Annotated in this window: 9 protein-coding genes; 8 read left to right on the forward strand and 1 reads right to left on the reverse strand. The window is 43.7% G+C overall.

Features of this window, described 5'->3' with window-relative positions; all coding sequences use genetic code 11:
- Window positions 1-341: 341 nt before the first annotated feature.
- Window positions 342-2498, forward strand: a complete 2157-nt coding sequence (locus J3P37_RS13115) for a sulfatase-like hydrolase/transferase (RefSeq protein WP_256011695.1) — start codon at window positions 342-344, stop codon at window positions 2496-2498.
- A 111-nt stretch (window positions 2499-2609) separates the two neighbouring features.
- Here J3P37_RS13115 and J3P37_RS13120 read toward each other — a convergent pair whose 3' ends face one another.
- Window positions 2610-3644 carry a LacI family DNA-binding transcriptional regulator gene (locus tag J3P37_RS13120; RefSeq protein WP_256011696.1) on the reverse strand — a complete coding sequence of 345 codons (1035 nt, stop codon included), beginning with the start codon at window positions 3642-3644 and terminating at the stop codon, window positions 2610-2612.
- Between the two features lie 135 nt (window positions 3645-3779).
- On the opposite strand from J3P37_RS13120, the gene J3P37_RS13125 reads away from it, so the two are divergent.
- From J3P37_RS13125 to galB, 7 genes are all read left to right on the forward strand, one after another.
- On the forward strand, window positions 3780-6785 hold the full coding sequence (locus J3P37_RS13125; RefSeq protein WP_256011698.1) for a SusC/RagA family TonB-linked outer membrane protein: 3006 nt from the start codon (window positions 3780-3782) through the stop codon (window positions 6783-6785).
- 11 nt (window positions 6786-6796) lie between these two features.
- Window positions 6797-8452, forward strand: a complete 1656-nt coding sequence (locus J3P37_RS13130) for a RagB/SusD family nutrient uptake outer membrane protein (protein ID WP_256011701.1) — start codon at window positions 6797-6799, stop codon at window positions 8450-8452.
- On the forward strand, window positions 8453-10459 hold the full coding sequence (locus J3P37_RS13135; protein ID WP_256011702.1) for a glycoside hydrolase family 2 protein: 2007 nt from the start codon (window positions 8453-8455) through the stop codon (window positions 10457-10459). It begins immediately after the preceding gene.
- Window positions 10460-10483: 24 nt separating this feature from the next.
- Window positions 10484-12766: an FAD-dependent oxidoreductase gene (locus tag J3P37_RS13140; RefSeq protein WP_256011703.1), complete on the forward strand. Its 2283-nt coding sequence runs from the start codon at window positions 10484-10486 to the stop codon at window positions 12764-12766.
- 5 nt (window positions 12767-12771) lie between these two features.
- Window positions 12772-14478 (forward strand): sodium:solute symporter family protein, encoded by a 1707-nt coding sequence (locus J3P37_RS13145; protein WP_256011705.1) that lies wholly within the window; start codon window positions 12772-12774, stop codon window positions 14476-14478.
- Window positions 14479-14499: 21 nt separating this feature from the next.
- Window positions 14500-16026 carry a glycoside hydrolase family 53 protein gene (locus J3P37_RS13150; RefSeq protein ID WP_256011707.1) on the forward strand — a complete coding sequence of 509 codons (1527 nt, stop codon included), beginning with the start codon at window positions 14500-14502 and terminating at the stop codon, window positions 16024-16026.
- A 75-nt stretch (window positions 16027-16101) separates the two neighbouring features.
- Window positions 16102-18549, forward strand: a complete 2448-nt coding sequence (gene galB / locus J3P37_RS13155) for a beta-galactosidase GalB (RefSeq protein ID WP_256011708.1) — start codon at window positions 16102-16104, stop codon at window positions 18547-18549.
- Window positions 18550-18570: the final 21 nt, after the last annotated feature.

Consider the following 18570-nt stretch of genomic DNA (forward strand, 5'->3'; position numbering starts at 1 on the left):
AACCTGTCGTTAGGGAATAAAGCACCTTTTTATATCGGAAACGTTTGTGTAAGCGGTTTCGATAGATAGAAAATTTGAACGCTGGATTAGGATTAAGAATCTGTTTTAAAACGTTCGGGCTTCTAAAACGATCTGCCAAGTTTATAAGCTAGAGTAATGTTAAACTCGAAATTGGTAATCATTATGGGAATGCTCCCAAAAATGGGAACGCTCCCATAGTATCTTTACGAGCGTTTATATGTGTGTTTAAATTCTGTTATATACCTTCGGTACTGATGAGCAGATTGCAACAGACAGCTCAAAACCATACTAACCATACAATACAGAAAGGTGTTGGCTAAATGAAAGAATGTTTAAAGTTCACAGTTCTGATCTTAAGTACTGTCTTAATCGGTAGCAAATCAGGTTTCGCACGATTTTCATTATTAAGAGAAAAACCATTCAAGGATATAGAAAATACATCGATTCCTTTGAAGGTTAATGTAGCTAAAAATTTACGAGGTGACCGTAAACCTAATATCATCTTTATTCTTACTGACGATCTGGGTTATGGCGATCTGGGTACTTTCTTTCAAACAAAACGAAAAAAATTAAACGATCCCCGGAATCCCTGGGAGCTAACTCCAAATTTGGATAAAATGGCTTCTGAAGGCGCTATACTAACCGATCATTACAATGCGGCTCCGGTCTGTGCTCCTTCGAGAGCTTCTCTTCTAACAGGTTTAAGTCAGGGGCATTGCTCTGTTAGGGATAATCAGTTTGATAAAGCGTTAGCGGATAATTACACAATAGGTAATATATTACAGACAGCAGGCTATGAAACAGCCGCGATAGGAAAATGGGGACTACAAGGAAATAAGACTTTTGACGTTGACGGCGATAAGTGGCCGGCCCACCCACTAAATCGCGGGTTTAATTATTATTATGGATATATCAGGCACGCGGACGGTCATGAGCATTATCCTGCAGAAGGTTTGTACAGAGGGAAAAAGGAAGTTTACGAGAACAAAACTGAAGTAAGTAAGGGCCTTAATAAATGCTATACAGGCGACCTTTTTACTGCGGTAGCCAAAAAGTGGATCACGCAACAAAGCCATGGAAGCGACAAGCAGCCCTTCTTTTTATATCTAGCATATGATACTCCCCATGCAGTGCTTGAACTACCAGCAACTGCATACCCGAAGGGAGGAGGTTTAACGGGAGGAATTCAATGGTTAGGGCAACCCGGAAAAATGATTAATACAGCGGAAGGTGTACCTGACAGCTACGTTAGTCCGCTTTTTGCCAAGGCTACTTATGACCATGATCGTAATCCCTCTACAGCAGATGTTCCCTGGCCTGATACTTATAAACGCTACGCCACTGTGACTAACCGGATAGATCAGCAGGTGGGTGATATACTGCGATTGCTTAAGGATTTAAAAATAGACGATAATACTGTTGTCGTTTTTGGCTCAGATAACGGTCCTTCCGTAGAATCGTATCTGCCGGGAAAATTCGTCGGCTTTTCTCCGGAATTTTTTGACAGCTATGGGCCTTTTAACGGTATAAAGCGAGATCTTTTGGAAGGTGGCTTAAGATCACCTACTATTGTAAGATGGCCCCGTGAAATTGCAAAGCGAAGAGTAATAAATGCTCCTTCAATCTCTTACGACTGGCTGCCCACTTTCGCAGAGATGGCCGGATTGCCTGCTCCCGAAAAATCTGACGGTTCGAGCCTGTTAAAGACGTTGACCGATAAAAAGAAATCTGATCCTCATCAGATTTATGTAGAATATTTCGAAGGAGGAAAAACTCCTGCTTTTACTTCTTTCGAAGCACAGAACAGAGAGCGAAAAAGAAATCAAATGCAAATGATCCGTATAGGGGATCTGGTAGGGATACGCTACGATATAAAATCAAGTGACGACGATTTTGAGATATATGATATTATTAATGATCCGGCACAATCTTCTAACCTTGCCGGGAAGCTGGGGGAGACGCAAGCCCGGATGAAGACTCAGGTTTTAAAAATGCGCTTACCTGATGCGGGCGCAGCAAGGCCTTATGACAATGCTTTTATTGATCCGGAAATAAAGCCTTCTGAAAAAGGGATTAAAGTGGGATATTATAATATGCCTTCATCCTGGATCCCACAGACCGAAAATCTGCAGGCAATATCTCAAATCAAGATAACGTCACTTGATAAACAAAATATACCGCAACTTAACAAAGAAGGACTTTATACATTCGAAGGCTATGTCGACGTACCTGATGATGGCATATATGAGATCAGGCTGACTACAAAGAACAAGGCCTTCCTCCGTATACATCAAATTGCTGCAATTGATCTCGATTACAATACGAATCATCCTGCACAGAAGGTTGTTACACTTCCTTTAAAACGTGGGCAGCATCCCTTTAAGCTGTCTGCCAGGTATGTTCCGGGAAACTTTGAGGCAGACATTGAATGGCGAAGCAAGGGTAGTTTCGACTGGAGCCCCGTTCGGCTTTATTAAGTACGTTTGAGACACTGAAATGAACTCAGAAAAACTAACTAGGTACACCAGCTTGTAACTATCCTTCATATTTTCTGCAGTCATGAAGAGGCTGCTTTCTTGAAGGATCAGTTAACTTGAGTCTCTTTGAATTAGCTTCGTTTTTAGAATAACAGTTTGGGCTTTCCAGTCTTCTATATTCCTTTTAATCTGGTCAAGAAGCAACTGTGCGGCTACACGACCTATTTCAGCCACAGGCTGTTCTACCGTGGTAAGACCGGGTTCAATTAACGATGAAACCATGTCATTACTAAAGCCAACAACCGCGATATCTTCGGGGATACGAATCTGTTTTTTCTTCAATACCCGCATCACTTCAATGGCAGTAGGATCGTTAATAGCAAAAATCGCATCTGGTTTATCCTGTAACCCTAAGAAGAAGTTTACGTGCTCTTCAACCGTGTTCAGATCCAGATCGTAGTGCCGAAGTAGTTGTTCATCCCACTGCAACTTGTTTCTTTGCAATGCATTTTTGTATCCTTCCCCGCGTTTTTTGCAGACATGCAGATTTGCGGGCCCATTAAGAAACGCTACACGTTTCTTTCCTCTTTTTATTAAATGCTGGACGGCGCTGAATGCCCCTTCTTCATCATCTACAATTACCTTGGGAACAACCATTTCTTCACAAACCCGGTTAAAGAAGACAATAGGAATCCCTTTGCGCTGAAACACTTTGAGATGTTCAAAGTTTGTGGTTTCCTTTGTAATCGATATCAAGAGCCCATCAACCTGATGCAGGAGCATCACCTTGGTATTTGCCACCTCCGTCTCATAACTTTCTTCCGAATGACAGATGATAAGATTATATCCGGCAGCTTTGGCCTTCTCCTGTGCACCTATTATCACCTTTGGAAAAAACGATCTCGTAAATTCCGGTACAATGATCCCTATAGTAAGGCTGGAGTTTTTTATCAGTCCAATAGAAAGCATATTTCTTTCATAATCCATTTCCTCTGCCAGTTTAAGCACTCTCTCGCGTGTTTGTTGATGCACACTGGGGTGGCCGGTTAGCGCCCGGGAAACAGTTGATTTAGATATTCCAAGCTTCTGTGCGATATCCACTATAGTTATCTGGTGCTTTTTCATGTCGCAAAAATAGTCTTTCATGGGAATGTTCCCAAAAATGGGAGCATTCCCATAGGGAATTTTATTTCAAACTTCTGCTCTGACTCCACTTTGGATTCTATTTTTGAACTATAAATCAAGCGAATTGCTACCCAATAACTAACCAGTAAATAAACAATGAGGAAATTAATTTTATTGCTGTCATTCATTCTCTCTGTTCAAACTTTGCTGGCACAAAGTGCCAGGACGATCCGGGGCAGGATAGTGGATGACCAGAATGAGCCCCTTCCGGGAGCTAGTATTCTTTTAACTGAAGAAAAAAAATCTGCTGTTGCCAACACGAAAGGCGAGTTTAGCATTGTTTCTTCTAACTCTTCCAATAAATTAAGAATTACTTTCATGGGATTTAAGCCTCTGGAAGTAGCATTACCCGGGAACGACGAGCCGCTCATCCTGTCTCTCGCTCCTGAGGGGCGTAGTATGGATGAAGTAGTGGTGGTTGGTTATGGTACCAGTACTAAAAAGGATCTAACCGGCGCTGTTTCTACGCTAAGCGGCGATCTGATCACAGACAGAAAGACTACCCGCCTGTCTCAGGCACTGCAGGGGGCTGTCCCCGGCCTGGTAGTAACCAGAAACTCAGCAGGACCCGGAGCTGGTAGCACTATGAGAATCCGTGGTATCACTACTTTGGGTGTAAGTGATCCACTGGTGCTGATAGATGGTGTTCCTGGAAATAGCGACAACATCAATCCTGATGATGTGGAAAGTATAAGCGTTCTCAAAGATGCTGCGTCATCGGCTATCTATGGTTCGAGAGCGGCTGCAGGTGTTATTTTGATCACTACAAAGCGTGCTAAAACAGGTCAGGCAGCTATTACCTACAATGCGGATTTTGGCTTACAGAAAATATCCTCGATGCCCTCGTTTGCAGATGCAGCAACCTGGAGAAGGCTAAACAACGAAATGAAAAGGAACGATGGTGCGTCTGCGAGTACTTTGTTCTCTGAGGAAGTTATAAATAATTATGCAGCGCTTAATGCGGAGAATCCCGATCTGTATCCGAATACGAACTGGCAGAAAACATATTTCAAGGATCATTCCCTGCAGCAGCGCCATAGTCTCGACCTCACTATTGGTACAAAGGCCGTAAGAACTAAGGCTATCCTGGGTTATATTAAGCAGCCAGGAATGGATCCTAATCGTTCATTCGACAGGTATTCCCTGCGGGTAAATAATGATATGAATATCTCTTCGAAGCTAAGTTCGAATGTTGATTTTGCCTATTACCGCGCTCAATCTTTTAGTCCCTCAAGGGATGAAGTCTGGTTAGTGAGACAACTGGCTCCTATTTATGATGACTTCTTTTCGGATGGCCGGTACGCACCTGGAAAAGACGGTGGAAATCCACTGGCCAATAATTACCTGGGAGGTAATAACTATAGCCGCAATAACCAGATTACCGGCAGGATCCAGCTAAATTATGATGCTTTTAAAGGTTTTCGTCTTTCGGGTATTTTTGCGCCGCAATTTGGATTCCTGAATACAAAGAAGTATACCAAAAAGGTGGAATACTTTGAAATGAACGATCCTTCCGCTATAGATCTGACCTACGGAACAACCAATACTCTGAACGAGTCTCAGTCGTATTCACAGAGAATTAACACACAGCTCCTTGCCAACTATCAGTTCAAGATAAAGGACCAGCACTCCTTTACTACCTTGCTTGGTTACGAAACATATACTGTACGTGAGGAAGATGCTTCGCAAGCCAGAGAAGGGTATTTACTCGATTACTATGTTATTAATAGCGGGCCTAAACTGAACATGGACAATGGCGGAGGAGCTTTCGAGAATGCGCTGCGTTCATATTTTGGCCGGGTGACCTATAACTTTAAAAACAAGTACCTGCTTCAAACCAACTTAAGGCTGGATGGCTCGTCGCGCTTTTCAAGAGATTATCGTTGGGGATTCTTTCCCTCAGTATCTGCGGGATGGGTAATTTCCGAAGAATCTTTCTTTAAAGATCAAACACCTTTATCATTTTTGAAGTTCAGAGCTTCCTGGGGACGTAACGGTAATCAGCAGATCGGAAATTACAGTTATCAGGCCTTGATCGAGCTTGGTTCAGCGTTGCTTTATGATTCGGCAGGAAAGATCGTGCCAGCAAGCACTGGTAGTCAGCAAGATCTCGCAATCCGGGATATCAGCTGGGAAACTAAGGAGGACTACGACCTGGGTATTGATGCGGCAATGTTTAATAACCGCCTTTCTCTTACTGCCGATTACTTCCATAAAAATACTTATGACATCCTTTGGAAACTCGATATACCGAGAAATATGGGGCTAAATGCTACAGAGCAAAATGTAGCCAAGCTGATCAATAAAGGCTGGGAATTACAGGCCGGATGGAACGATAAGTTAGGCGAAAACTGGACATACCGTCTCTCTGCAAATATTTCAGATTACAGAAGTAAGGTAGTTGATCTGAAGGGGATTTCTACGCTTAAAGAACAGGCACTTCTGGAAGGGCAGCCATTTAATGTCTGGTATGGTTATGAAAACGCCGGGTATTTCACTGATGCAACAGACGTAGCAAATTCACCAAAATTGTCCGGTGGCGAGAAGCCAGGAGATATAAAATACAGGGATGTTGATGGAGATGGGAAGATCACGGCCGATAAGGACCAGGTGGCACTTGGAAATTCATTACCCAGATATGTGTATGGGGGAAATGCAAGTATCTCTTTTAAAAATATTGACTTTGGCTTTTCTTTTCAGGGAATAGGTAAACAGCTTGGGAAACCGGGAAAATTAATGTACCAGGCTTTTGTTGATAATTATGGCAACGTTCCTTCATATATGGTAGATAACACGTGGACACCCGATCGTACCAATGCTAAATATCCCCGTTTAAGTTATAACAACAGGAACGTGAATTATGCCAATTCGGACTTCTACTTATTTAATACTGCGTATTTCCGCCTTAAGGATGTTACGCTCGGTTATACCTTCAATAAGCGCCTCATAAGTAAGGCTGGCATGAAGGGGTTGAGACTTTTTGTGAGTGCAACTGACTTGTTCTCTGTAAGCAAATTCCCTAAAGGCTGGGATCCTGAGATGGGGGTAAGCGAAAATCCTATTGTGACTACTTACTATGGAGGCCTTAGTGTTACTTTTTAATTGAACCAGAAATGAAACCAAAATATTTATATTCGATCATACTTTCCGGAACCCTTTTTTCTTCCTGCGAAAAACTGGATAGGTTCCCTCTTGACAAGCCCAGTTCTGAAACCTTTTATGCAAACAAAACAGAGCTCGGGATTGCTGTGAACGCTCTATATAACCGAGCTCTTTATCCGCAGGATGCTGAAGCCTGGAGCGACAATTACTGGGAGCGAACGGGCAATGGAAACGATATGATCCATGGAACTACAACTATACGTTCAGGAATGTATGGAGATACCTGGTTTGCTTGTTATAAAGGAATTGCCAGGTCAAATAAAATCCTCGATAACCTTAATAAAGCTAAGGATGTTAGCGACGACGAGCGCCGGCAGGCAGAAGCCCAGGCAAGATTTGCAAGGGCTTACGAATATGGCATCCTCATCACTCATTTCGGAGATGTTCCTTTGATCAAAACCACTCTTTCACTGGATGAGTCATTGACCATCAAGCGAACCCCAAAGGCCGAAATTAAAAAGTTTATTTATGATGAACTTGAGTTCGCTGCGTCTGTACTGCCCCCAACTCATAAGGGCTTACAATATTTTACTAAAGGAGTAGCACTCGGAATAAAAGCCCGGATCGCTATTTCGTTAAACGACTGGGAGGCTGCTGCAGATGCAGCCAAAAGGGTGATGGATCTTAAGATTTACAATCTCTATCCCTCTTACCGAAACTTATTTCTCCGGGTTGGGCAGCATAGTTCAGAAGTGATCTTATCTTTCCCGCGTTCCGCTGCATTCGATGATACCTATGATATACAATACTCGATGAGCAGGAATGCAGGTGGCTTCGCCTCAAATATTCCAACGCTCGACATCATTGATAGCTACGAATGTACTGACGGTAAGCCTATCGATGAATCTCCTCTTTATGATCCTAAAAATCCGTTTGAAAACCGCGATCCTCGTTTAGCCGCTACAATAGTAGTTCCAGGCGAAAACTGGTTAGGTTATGTTTATCAGAACCATCCTGATGCTACACAGGTTTTCAGTTCGAAGGACAACAGAAACGTTACGAACAAAGATGCAAAAAATGCGAGCAATCCTTTTGCAAGTTTTACAGGGTACCTCTGGAAAAAGAAGATAGATGAAACGCAGGTGGCCCAATATAATAAGGTGGATTTGGATCAAATCGTCCTGCGTTATGGCGAAATTCTTTTAATCTATGCGGAAGCTAAAACAGAATTGAACGAGATCGATGCTTCTGTCCATGAAGCCATCAACCTGGTGAGGGCGCGTGCATATGGTGTACCTGTGGGTTCTGTAAATCTCTACCCAGCCATAACCACTACTGATCAGGTTGAGTTACGGAAGGTGATAAGAAGGGAACGCCGGGTCGAACTGGTACTGGAAGGCACAAGGTACATGGACCTCATTCGATGGAAGATCGCCGAAAAGGCAATGAACAAAAAGATCGTAGGTGTGCCAGTTAATAAAGCAGACTACCCCTTTCCAGGTACTCCCGCTATTGATGAAGACGGAATTCCTTCCTATGATGCTTTTTTGTCAAAACTAACTGTTTTGGATACCAGGGCTTTTGACCCTTCTAAACATTATATCTGGCCTGTACCTTATGATGAACTTGTATTAAATCCCGGACTCGGACAAAACTTTGATTGGTAAATGAAGTACTTCTTGATCATAATTTCCTTCCTGCTGGTCGGTCTATCCGGTCTGCAGGGGCAGGAGTCGAAGAACATTTCCTTGAAGGGAGAATGGCGTTTTGCTCTCGATTTCTCTGGTACAGGTTACCAGAGAGGATGGGCAGATGAAAAGTATAAATTTGAGAATGGCTGGGATAGAGTGACCGTACCTCACAGTTTCTCTGCCGACCAGCGCTATCTGTTTTACGAAGGAACAGCCTGGTATCGCAGGCAAATCAACTGGACGGCCGGGCTTAAAGGAAAACGTGCAATCCTTCACTTTGATGCTGTTTTCAATCGCTCTCAGGTTTGGCTCAATGGAAAAAAGCTAGGTGAACATGAAGGCGGCTATACGCCCTTTGAATTTGATATCACCGAATATCTTGTACAAGGGAAGAATGTGCTTGCTGTAAGGGTGAATAATAAACTTGATTCTCTTACAATTCCCACCATTTTAAGCAATCCGGCAAATGGCGGAAATGTGGGCTGGGTAAATTATGGCGGCATTACGCGGGATGTCTATGTCAGGGTGAGGCCGGAAACGTATATCAAAAAGTTAAAAGTAGAGGCTGTCCCAAATCTCAGTAACGGTTCAGCGGAAGTGAAGATCAATGCCTATGTACAGAATTCCGCCTTGTCACAGGTACAATCCCGGTTAAGGATAAATGTGTACAAGGATGGCAGAAAACTGAGCTTGAAGGTGCCGCAACAGGATTTTTCGATAGAGAGCAGCGCACTTAAAAACAGTGGTATTTCGGTCCCTTTAAACTCAAAGGCTACAGAGCTTTGGAGCCTTGATAATCCGCAGTTGTACCAGTTGGAGGCAATTCTGGGGCCGGACACTCAAAAGGTAAACTTTGGTATTCGCAAGATAGAGGTAAAGCAAACCGGCATTTATTTAAACGGGGAGCGGTTGAAAGTTGGAGGAGGGAATCTGGTGCTGGATTATCCAAAGCTGGGCTCGGTTGTTGACGACAGTCTGGTGATAAATTACATGTCGCGAATGAAAGAGGGGGGGATGGAGTTTCAGCGGCTTACTCACTACCCCTTACCCGAAAGTATCTTGGATTGGGCCGACAGTAACGGTATGCTGATCATCACTGAGGCTGGCAACTGGGGATATCAGCCAAAGGAGATGGATGATCAGAAACTTCGGGCGGTTTTCAAAAAGCAGTTGCAGGAAATGATTGAAGCGAACTGGAATCACCCCTCAGTGATCGCATATAGTGTCGGGAATGAATTCGACTCTTTTCTCAAATCGGGAAGGGACTGGGTAAAAGATATGTTTGATTTTGCCCGGACTATAGATTCTTCCAGGCTATTGACTTTCGCAAGTAATAAGCTAACGCATGGAAGCATTAAGGGGCCGGAAGACGAGGCAAGTATTTACTGCGATTTTGTTTCAGCCAATATATACGAGGGCTACGCTGGATTCGAAAAGACACTTCAGCGAATACATAGCCTTTATCCAAACAAACCACTGCTAATTAGTGAATGGGGAAAGCGGGCTGACCAGGTTAAGAGCGAAGAAGACCGGGGTGCATACATCTCTAAAATTGCAGAGATCCTGCGCAAATATGATTTCGTAGCAGGAGCGTCATGGTGGTCCTTCAACGATTATAACAGCAGGTATATGGGAACCAATGTTAACGGCTTCCGGCCCTGGGGACTTGTCGACTACTGGCTAAATCCGCGCCTAAGCTATAGTGTTCATCAAAAGGAGTTTTCCCCGGTTATGGTAACCCGTACCGGTGAAGAAGGCAGGGGTGGAACTAAGAGCATAACGGTTAGAATTACAGCCAGGAAAGATTTTCCGATGTATACTTTAAGGGGTTATAACCTAAAATATCTCGGAAAGAGTGTTCATATCCCTGAGCTTCAGCCAGGATCTTCTGTCGACCTTAAGCTGGATGCGGATCAAAAGGACTCTTTCTTTATCGACATTGTCAAACCCACCGGTTTTTCCATTTTACATACTAAAATATAACATATACACACATACACAGCCAATATGCTTATTGCAAAACCTGAAGAACGGAGACAATTGAAGAACATTACCCTTACGGGAGATCTGGTAATTGTTGGGGGAGGACTCTCCGGCGTTTGTGCAGCCATCACCGCTGCAAGGGCCGGAGTCAAAGTAGTACTTGTACAAGACAGACCGGTACTTGGCGGAAATGCGTCGAGTGAAGTACGCCTCTGGATATTGGGGGCTACCTCCCATATGGGCAATAACAACCGATGGGCGCGTGAAGGAGGTATTATCGATGAATTGCTGGTTGAAAATATGTTCAGGAATAAGGAGGGAAACCCCCTGGTTTTTGATTCGATCTTACTTGATAAAGTTATTTCCGAACCTAATATTCACCTGTTATTGAATACAGTAATCTATGAGGTTGAAAAGGGAAGTGAAAATACTATCACTTCGGTTAAGGGTTTTTGTAGTCAGAACTCAACAGAATACGTTTTATCAGCCCCCTTGTTCTGTGACTGTTCAGGGGATGGAATACTTGGATTTTTATCCGGAGCTGCTTTCAGAATGGGGGCTGAGAGCAGAGATGAGTTCGATGAAAAATTTGCGCCAACCAAAGAATACGGAGAATTATTAGGCCATTCGCTCTATTTTTATTCGAAAGATGCCGGAAAACCCGTAAAGTATGTGGCGCCAGACTTTGCTCTTTCTGATATCACCGCAATACCACGTTTTAAAAACTTTAACACACATGAATTTGGCTGCAAGCTTTGGTGGTTAGAGTATGGCGGCCGTCTTGATACGGTTCATGATACTGAAAAAATTAAATGGGAACTCTGGAAAGTGGTTTATGGTACCTGGAATTATATCAAGAATTCGGGTAAGTTTCCCGAGGCCGAAAATCTGACACTTGAATGGGTGGGCACAATTCCTGGAAAGAGGGAAAGCCGCCGCTTTGAGGGGGATTACATGCTTAATCAAAAAGATGTTATTGAGCAAAGGCCTCACTTTGATGCAGTAGCATATGGTGGATGGTCCCTGGACCTTCATCCCGCAGATGGGGTTTACAGTGAAAAACCGGGATGTAACCAATGGCATAGCAAAGGCATTTATCCTATACCTTATCGCTGTTTATACAGTAAGAACGTGTCTAACCTTTTCCTCGCCGGACGCGTCATCAGCGCTACCCATGTTGCTTTCGCCTCCACGAGGGTGATGGCAACCAGCGCCTACGTAGCGCAGGCTGTAGGAATGGCAGCCAGGCTCTGCATGGATTACAACTGTAAACCAGCTGAAATTATCGGTTTAAATAAGATTGAGCAATTGCAACAATCTCTACAACAAAGGGGTCAATATATCCCAGGTCTTTCACTTCTTGATCAATCAGATCTCGTAAAAATTGCAAAGTTAACGGCATCAAGTGAGCTGAAAATTGAAGGCTTAACCCATCATGTCGAATTTAAGCCACTGGAGGTTGCAAGCGCTCAATTGATACCAGTAAAAGAAGGGCCGTTTCCAAAATTAAGGATCCCTGTTAAAGCCACTTCTTCAACAAGTTTGACTGTATGGTTAAAAGCCAGCAGTAAACCAGGGAATTTTACCCCTGATCTTCTTATAAAGGAAATCACTCTGGATATAAGTTCAGATCAGTCAGAACTCGAAATTGAGTTTGATTACCAGGTTAAGGGTGGCGGATACTTTTTTGTGTGTTTTGCGAAGAATCCAGATGTAAGAATTGGTTTTTCAAGCCAAAGAATCACCGGACTTTTATCGGTTTTTAATCATATAAATAAAGCTGTTTCTAATTTTGGCCGACAAGTGCCCACAGGAGATCTTGGCGTTGATGAATTTGAATTCTGGTGCCCGAAAAGGAGGCCAGAAGGGCATAATCTCGCCCTGAAGTTTGAGCCCTCACTTCATGGATTCGAAGTAGAAAACGTTAGAAATGGTATTGATCGCCCTGTAAGTACAATTAACGCGTGGGTTGCTGATTATACCGATAGGCAACCGAGTCTGAAGCTGAGCTGGGAAACTCCTCAAGAAATTTCCAGAATAGAGATTGTATTCGATTCAGATCTTGATCATCCGATGGAATCCGTATTAATGTCCCATCCGGAATCGGTGATGCCTTTTTGCGTAAGGAATTACCGGCTGGAAGATGGTGACGGAAATTTGTTGTATGAAAGAAAGGGAAATTACCAGACAAGGAATGAAATAAAACTGGATAAGCCTGTTTCTTTGAGGGAACTCATATTAAAAGTAGAACATCCGTCCGATCTGGTCCCTGCGGCGTTGTTTGCATTCCGTTGTTACAAAAGATAGAGGTTATGGTACAGATTGATTTTTATGTAATGGCGATCTTCGCCCTCCTGATTTTTGCTATAGGCCTTACTTTTACCAGGGTAGGGAGTGGCAGTGGTCAGGCGTTCTTTGAAGCAGGTGGTGCAACTCCATGGTGGATTAACGGACTATCTTTATTTATAAGCTATTTTTCGGCCGGAACCTTCGTGGTTTGGGGATCCATCGCTTACAAAAGCGGCCTTGTGGCAAATATCATTCAGCTGACGATGGCGATAAGCGGCTTGCTTGTCGCGCGTTTCGTTGCTGCACGCTGGAAAGCTACAGGAGCGACAACGGCTGCTGATTACTTAAATACACGCTTTGGAGTAAAAACCCAGCAATTCTACACCTATCTTATTTTACTGCTCAGCCTGTTTTCAACAGCAGCTGTACTTTATCCTGTAGGTAAGATGGTGCACGTCGCCACTCCTTTTTCTCTCAATGCCTGTATTATGGTGATCGGGTTGATCATTGTACTTTATACGGCAGCAGGTGGATTGTGGGCTGTGTTAGTTACCGATGTGGTGCAATTTGTTGTTTTATCGGCTTCCGTTTTCATTGTTATACCGATTGCGCTGGCAGAGATCGGCGGATTTTCCGGGTTCTTTGCAAGGGTTCCCGACGGATTCTTTCAGCCTTTCAACTCCGATTATACCATGGAGTTTATGCTGGCTTTTATTGTATACCAGTTTTTCTATATAGGCGGGAACTGGTCTTACGTACAGCGTTATACCAGCGTACAGAAGCCGCAGCAGTCCAAAAAAGTAGCTTATCTTTTTACAGTGCTCTATCTTGTTAGCCCAGTTATCTGGATGCTGCCTCCGATGATCTACCGCATCATCAATCCAGATCTGCAAGGGCTGGAGCCAGAAGGGGCCTATATGATGTTATGCCAGAAGGTGCTTCCGGCTGGTTTGATAGGCCTTGTGCTTGCAGGAATGATCTCAGCAACCTCCAGCAAGGCTAATACCACAATAAACCTGGTTGCTACGGTATTCGCAAATGATATTTATAAGGCGCTTATCCGTCCGAAAGCGCCTGAAAAGGAAATGATACTTATGGCGCGGCTTTTTACACTGGTCTTTGGTGCTGCAACCATTATGGTAGCTATTCTGATTCCGAGGGTAGGGGGAGTTGTGGAGGTGGTATTAAGTACTGCATCTATAGCAGGTGGTGCTCTTTTTGGTCCTATTATATGGTCTTTATTCAGCAGAAGGCAGACAGCCTCTTCGCTTGTGACCGTTTCTGTAGTATCCTTAGTTGTCAGTCTCTTTTTCAAGATCATTCTACCTGCAACTGCAGATATAAAGCTAAACCGGGCGATGGAAACAACCCTCGGAGTAGGACTTCCCCTGCTGCTGCTTTTTGCTTTTGAACTGTACTCGCGGTTTAGGCAGCACTATGGTCCCGCTTATATACAGGGTTCTGTGTTGGAATATGAAGCTGAAGTGGAAGAAGCAGCAGATCAGCAAAACGCTTTTGGAATTAAGGTGATCGCCATATCTATGGCCGTGGTTGGCGCCGGTATTATCGTACTGGGGCTGCTGGCAGCAGCCTTTTCCTCCGTGGTAGTGGCTGTGGGTCTTTTTATTTTTGTTTTTGCCGCTTTTATCTACTGGAAAATTACCAGGCCGAAAGCAATCCCTGTTCCTTCAAAGATTCTTCCCGAAGTAGCGCAAAATACTGATTACTAACTAATAAACAAATTAACCATTATGAAAAAGCTAAATCTATGGGCTCTGCCCCTGCTATGCTTATGCCTTTTCGGCTGCAAGGAAAAGGGCTTAACAGAACAAGAGGCAACACAAATGCTTTCTGTTAAGTCAACACAAAACGTTCTTTCGAACCCTGACTTTGCAGTCGGAGTCGATCTGAGTTCTGTTCCGAAAGATGTAGCAAAAGGTGCAGTCTACTATGACAGGAATGGCGTCGCCACAGAGTGCCATCAACTTTTCAGGAATTTGGGGGCTAATGCCATAAGGATTAGGGTCTGGGTAAATCATGTAAAGGGGTATAGCAGTAAGGAAAGTGTAGTAGCACAGGCGATCCTCGCGAAAAGTCTTGGCTATAAAATAATGATAGACTTTCATTATAGTGACACCTGGGCCGACGCAGGGCCTACACCCCATCAAACCAAACCTGCAGCATGGGCTTCATTCACTTTAGCACAACTAAAAGACGCAGTTTATAACCATACTTACGATGTTATGGATTCGCTAAAGGATAACGGAATTTATCCTGAGTGGGTTCAGGTGGGAAATGAAACGAATAACGGAATGCTATGGGACACCGGAAAAGCTTCTTTAAGTATGAGCAACTATGCAGCCTTGACCAACAAAGGGTACGATGCGGTAAAAGCAGTTAGTCCGAATACAAAGGTGATTGTCCATGTTGCCGGCGGTGATAATCTGGGTGGGCTGCAATTTATCTATGGGGGATTGAATACTACTGGGGGGAAATACGACATTATCGGGGTTTCCCTGTATCCATCCAGTAGCAGCACCTGGCAGACCACAAATAACCAATGTTTTTCAAATTTGAAATCTCTGGCAGCAACGTACAATAAGGAAGTAATGGTTGTTGAAATAGGCATGAACTGGCAGGATTCCGTTAGATGCAGGGCATACGTAGCAGACATTATTAATAAAATGCGGCATATCCCGAACGGAAAAGGGTTAGGGGTGTTTTATTGGGCACCGGAATCTTATTTTCCTGTCACCGAATATAAGAACGGTATGATGAATCTGTCCGGCCGGCCCACTATCGCGACCGAAGCTTTCCAGGATTCGGTTAATATGAACTATATTTTGAATCCCGATTTCGACGAAAACGGCGCCACTCATAATCCAACATCCTGGCTTTGCACTAACGGAACAGCTAATACTAACGGATCATATACCCAAATGGGGGGGCATAACGGAACATATAAACTAAGCCACTGGAAAAATGTAAATTACCATGTGAAGACTTATCAGGTGGCCAGTAATATTCCTAACGGAAACTATACCCTAAAGGCCTGGGTTAGCAGCAGCGGAGGACAAGACACCTGCCAGCTGATAGCAAAGGAATATGGAGCTGCAGGTGTTCAAAAAGTATATAATATCACTGCAACTTCAAGCTGGAAACAGATACATATTCCAAATATCCAGGTAACCAACAATAGCTGTAAAGTGGTTTTTTATAGTAAAGCTCCTGCAAACAAGTGGCTCAACATGGACGGCGTACAGCTGCTGAAACAATAACAACATCATTCAGAACGCAAATGTCATACTCATTATAATGTATGGCATTTGTGTCTGACTAAACCACACTACAAAATGATAATAATTCTAATGGAGCGTTTTTCCAAACCACTATCTGTACTCTTTTTAATTTGCATGTTTACTCCTTCCATCGCTCAGCGTCACCTGATGCGGCTAAATGATGGCTGGAAATTTTCTAAAGGAGAGTTTTCGGAAGGGGCAGAGGTAAAATTCAATGATAAACAATGGCAAAACGTCAGTGTGCCTCATGACTGGGCTATTACAGGTCCGTTTGACAAAAATAATGATATGCAGGTCACCCGGAATGAACAGGATGGCGAATTGAAGGCTACAGAGAAGACCGGGCGAACCGGTGCTCTTCCCTATTACGGAATTGGCTGGTACAGGTTGAGGTTAAAAGCTCAGGGCTTTACAAAAGGGAAGCAGGCTATTCTTCGTTTTGACGGTGCAATGAGTAATGCCAGTGTTTATGTGAACGGCAAGAAAGCGGGAAATTGGGCTTATGGCTATAGTTCTTTTTGGCTCGATGTGAGTGACCTCTTATCAAACGGAGAAAATGTGCTGGCTGTGCGTCTGGACAATAAACCGGAATCGTCACGCTGGTACCCCGGGGCAGGCCTTTATCGAAATGTTTACCTTGAAATAAAGGACAGGAATAGCATCAAAACCTGGGGAACATATATAACCACGGACAGTGCTGATAGAAACGGGGCGGTCATTACAATAAGAACTACCCTTGATAAAAATGCAGAGCCAAATCTTAGGTTGGAGACGACGCTTCTTGATCCTCAGGGCACCGCTGTAGCGAAAACAAGTCAGACGTTTAGCGGATCCGTGCTGAAACAGGAGATCCGGGTCGAAAAACCGGGCTTATGGTCGCCGGAGACACCTTATTTATATACAGCAGTTTCCAAAGTGTTTAAAGGAAGCGTACAAACGGATGAATACCGTACACGGTTTGGGATTCGCACTATTGAAATCAGGAAAGAAAGCGGCTTTTATGTAAACGGACAGCTGACAAAGTTTAAAGGCGTATGCAATCACCACGATCTCGGGCCTCTTGGCGCCGCCATAAATGTTGCTGCTCTTCGTCGTCAACTGGTCCTTCTTAAAGAAATGGGTAGTAATGCGATACGTACCTCACACAATCCTCCTGCACCCGAACTTCTCGACCTCTGCGACGAAATGGGTTTTCTGGTGATCAATGAAAGTTTTGATGAATGGAAACGCGGGAAAATGAAGAACGGATACAACCTCTACTTTGATGAGTGGGCAGAGAAAGATCTGGTAAATTTTATTCACCGTGATAGAAACCATCCTTCGGTGATTATGTGGAGTATTGGTAACGAAATCAATGAACAAAGCTTCAATGATGGCAAAGATATCGCAAAGTACCTGCAAGATATTTGCCACAGGGAAGATCCAACCAGGCCTGTTACTGCTGGCATGGACCGGTTTGATGCAGCGGTTAATAACGGTTTTGCTGCAATGCTGGATGTTCCAGGATTTAATTATAAGCCTTCCCGGTATTCTGAAGCTTATCGTAAGCTTCCTCAGAAAGTAATTCTTGGTTCTGAAACCGCTTCTACCGTAAGCTCGAGAGGCGTTTACAAGTTTCCTGTTCAGGAGGTTAAACAAAAGACTTATGAAGACAGGCAATCCTCCTCCTACGATCTTGAGGCCTGCAGCTGGTCACAAACGCCCGACGAAGAGTTTGTTATGCAGGATAGTCTGTCTTACATGTTGGGTGAGTTTGTGTGGACGGGTTTTGACTATCTGGGAGAACCTACGCCTTATAATGAAATGTGGCCTTCACGTAGTTCATATTTTGGTATCATAGACCTGGCCGGCATTCCGAAAGACAGATATTACCTTTACAAAAGTCGCTGGAATCCATCAATGCAAACCTTGCATCTTTTACCTCATTGGACCTGGCCCGGGCGGGAGGGACAAACTACTCCAGTGTTTTGTTATACGAACTATCCTGCAGCCGAGCTTTTCGTAAACGGAAAAAGCCAGGGAATTCAGACGAAAAGTAAGACCTCGAAATTTACTCGTTATCGCTTGATGTGGCCAGATGTAAAGTATGAACCGGGGACGATCAAGGTAGTCGCTTTTGATGAAGCGGGAAGGAAAGTAGCAAGTGAGGAAATTAAAACAGCAGGAAAGCCTCACCATATTGAACTTAATGCAGATCGAAAAAGCTTGCTGGCAAATGGAGAGGATTTGTCTTATATAACAGTTAAGGTAGTTGATGAAAACGGAACACTTTGCCCCACGTCTGATCATTCTTTGCGATTTAGGGTCAAGGGAAATGGAAACTTCCGGGTAGCTTGTAATGGCGATCCTACCTCCCTTGAAGAATTCCATGTTCCGCAAATGAAAGTGTTTAATGGAATGCTGGTAGTTACTGTGCAAACCACCAACAAGCCCGGAGAAATTGAACTGGAGGTTGATGGTGAAGGCTTGAAATCCGGTATAATCGCCTTCGAGTCCAAATAGGGTTTAAAACATTACGAATGT

The sequence above is a fragment of the Desertivirga xinjiangensis genome (genome assembly GCF_024436435.1).
Lineage (GTDB): Bacteria > Bacteroidota > Bacteroidia > Sphingobacteriales > Sphingobacteriaceae > Desertivirga > Desertivirga xinjiangensis.

Bases quoted from the DNA above. Each gene is read 5' to 3' on its own strand.
- galB (WP_256011708.1), top strand. From the start codon at position 16,102: ATGATAATAATTCTAATGGAGCGTTTTTCCAAACCACTATCTGTACTC.
- J3P37_RS13115 (WP_256011695.1), top strand. From the start codon at position 342: ATGAAAGAATGTTTAAAGTTCACAGTTCTGATCTTAAGTACTGTCTTA.
- J3P37_RS13145 (WP_256011705.1), top strand. From the start codon at position 12,772: ATGGTACAGATTGATTTTTATGTAATGGCGATCTTCGCCCTCCTGATT.
- J3P37_RS13135 (WP_256011702.1), top strand. From the start codon at position 8,453: ATGAAGTACTTCTTGATCATAATTTCCTTCCTGCTGGTCGGTCTATCC.
- J3P37_RS13140 (WP_256011703.1), top strand. From the start codon at position 10,484: ATGCTTATTGCAAAACCTGAAGAACGGAGACAATTGAAGAACATTACC.
- J3P37_RS13125 (WP_256011698.1), top strand. From the start codon at position 3,780: ATGAGGAAATTAATTTTATTGCTGTCATTCATTCTCTCTGTTCAAACT.
- J3P37_RS13120 (WP_256011696.1), bottom strand. From the start codon at position 3,644: ATGAAAGACTATTTTTGCGACATGAAAAAGCACCAGATAACTATAGTG.
- J3P37_RS13150 (WP_256011707.1), top strand. From the start codon at position 14,500: ATGAAAAAGCTAAATCTATGGGCTCTGCCCCTGCTATGCTTATGCCTT.
- J3P37_RS13130 (WP_256011701.1), top strand. From the start codon at position 6,797: ATGAAACCAAAATATTTATATTCGATCATACTTTCCGGAACCCTTTTT.